We start from the raw sequence: 2351 nt of genomic DNA on the forward strand, positions 1-2351 counted from the left end.
TTAACTGCACAATTATTGTATATTTGCGAAACTTTAAATTATTATAATAACCTATAATTAGTTTACATGAGAAAATCTTTGAAATACTTTAGTGTCCTTTTACTTTTATTAACCTTTTCCTCATATCGCCCTGCTGATGATTCCGAAAGATACAGACTTTTGATGAATGTACTTTATCGTAGCTTAACCTCTGTTCATTACGCTATTCCTAATTTTGATAATGACCTTTCTTCAACTGCATTTGATTCCTACATAAAAAGAATGGATAATTCAAAACGCTTTTTAATAAAATCAGATATTGAAGAATTTGAGAAATACAGATTCAGAATTGATAATGAAATACAAACAGGCTCTTTTGAGTTTTTTGATTTTTCAATTGATATATTTACTAAAAGAATAGGTGAGGCTGAAGAATATTACAAAGAAATATTGGCATCTCCATTTAAGTTTAATAAAAATGAAAGTATTGAAACTGATGAAGAAAAATTGGAGTTTGCCGAGTCAAAAAAAGAACTGAAGGAATATTGGAGATTATTATTAAAATATCAAGTTTTGACAAAGGTGGAAAACAAATTAAAGGTTCAGGAAAATGCTAAAAAGAAAAACGACACATCAATTGTAATAAAATCATTTGAAGAAATTGAAAAAGAAGCACGTAAAAGTGTTTTAAAAAGTCATAACAATTGGTTTGAAAGGCTTTCAAAACTTAGAAAAGACGACCATTTTAATTTATATGTAAATTCAATAGTAAATGCTATTGACCCACATACAGCATATTATCCTCCAAAAGATAAGGAGGATTTTGATATCCGAATGTCAGGTCAATTGGAAGGAATAGGAGCAACCCTTTATGAAAAAGATGGATATATTACAGTTTCGAGGATAGTACCGGGAAGTGCTTCTTGGAGGCAAGGTGAATTGAAATCGGGAGATAAAATACTTAGCGTTGCTCAAGGTAATGAAAAAGAGGTAGTTGATATTGTGAATATGAGGGTGGATGATGCAGTAAAATTAATTAGAGGAAAAAAGGGAACAAAAGTGCGATTAAATGTAATGAAGATTGATGGTGTAACAAAAGAAATTCCGATTATAAGGGATGTTGTAATTATTGAAGAAACTTACGCTAAATCTGCTATTATTGAAAATACTGAGAAAAATGTAAGAATAGGCTTAATTAATCTACCACAGTTTTATGTTGATTTTAAAAAAGGAGACGGTGGAAGAAGATGTGCCGATGATATTCGTAAGGAATTGATAAAGTTAAAAAAAGAAAATATTGACGGAATTGTAATTGACTTACGAAATAATGGTGGCGGTTCTTTGCCTGATGTTGTTGAAATTGCAGGTATGTTTATTGAAAAAGGACCCATTGTTCAAGTTAAAGGAAGATGGAGATCACCTTATGTTTTGAGAGATGAAGATGAATCGGTATTGTATGATGGTAATCTTATTGTACTTGTAAACTCTCTTAGTGCATCGGCTTCCGAAATTTTTGCCTCCGCAATGAAAGATTACAACAGGGCTATTATTATTGGTAACAATACTTTTGGAAAAGGAACAGTACAGCGTTTTATTGGTCTCGACCAACATGTTACTAAGCCTGATGATATGAAAGAATTAGGCTCATTGAAATTGACAATTCAAAAGTTTTATAGAATAAATGGAAAATCAACTCAAATGAATGGTGTGAAACCTGATATTCTTTTACCCGATAAATATAAATATATTAAAGTAGGAGAGAGTGAACTTGACAATCCTTTGCAATGGGATGAAATAGAAAAATCTGAATATCAAGTGTGGGATGCAACTTATAATATTGATAAAATAGTTAAGAAAAGTAAGAAAAGAATAGAATCGGATTCTACTTTTATTTTGATTGATGAGAGAGCTTTGAAATTGAAGGAGCAAACGGATATAACCTCTTACTCATTGAAGTTAAAGGATTATCAAGAATACAGAGAAAATTTGAGAAATATCACTAAAAAATATAAGAATATTCAAAAAGTTAATCCATTAATTGATGTATTTTCTCTATCAGCCGATAAAGAAATTATTGAAGCTGATTCTTCAAAAAGTGCAAGGATTGAAGCATGGCATAAATCTTTAACAAAAGATAGACAAGTATCTGAAGCTTTGAATGTGATTGGGGATATTAAGTAGAATTATCAATTGTTAATTATCAATTTGGAAATAAAGACTTCCTGACTTCATTCCATCGCTTTTTGTTTGCTTTATAGATTTGATTTGCTTTAATTTGTATGCTTTTTAAAAATAAAAGTACTACTTTAATAATTATTTATTACATTTGCATTGTAAAATAATAATTCAAATATGATTTACACACACACACA

Annotated in this window: 1 protein-coding gene; it reads left to right on the forward strand. The window is 29.7% G+C overall.

Annotated features, from left to right (window positions below; all coding sequences use genetic code 11):
- Positions 1-66: 66 nt before the first annotated feature.
- Positions 67-2160, forward strand: a complete 2094-nt coding sequence (locus U9R42_10155) for a carboxy terminal-processing peptidase (protein MEA3496384.1) — start codon at positions 67-69, stop codon at positions 2158-2160.
- Positions 2161-2351 lie beyond the last annotated feature (191 nt).

It is taken from the genome of Bacteroidota bacterium (genome assembly GCA_034723125.1).
Lineage (GTDB): Bacteria > Bacteroidota > Bacteroidia > CAILMK01 > JAAYUY01 > JAYEOP01.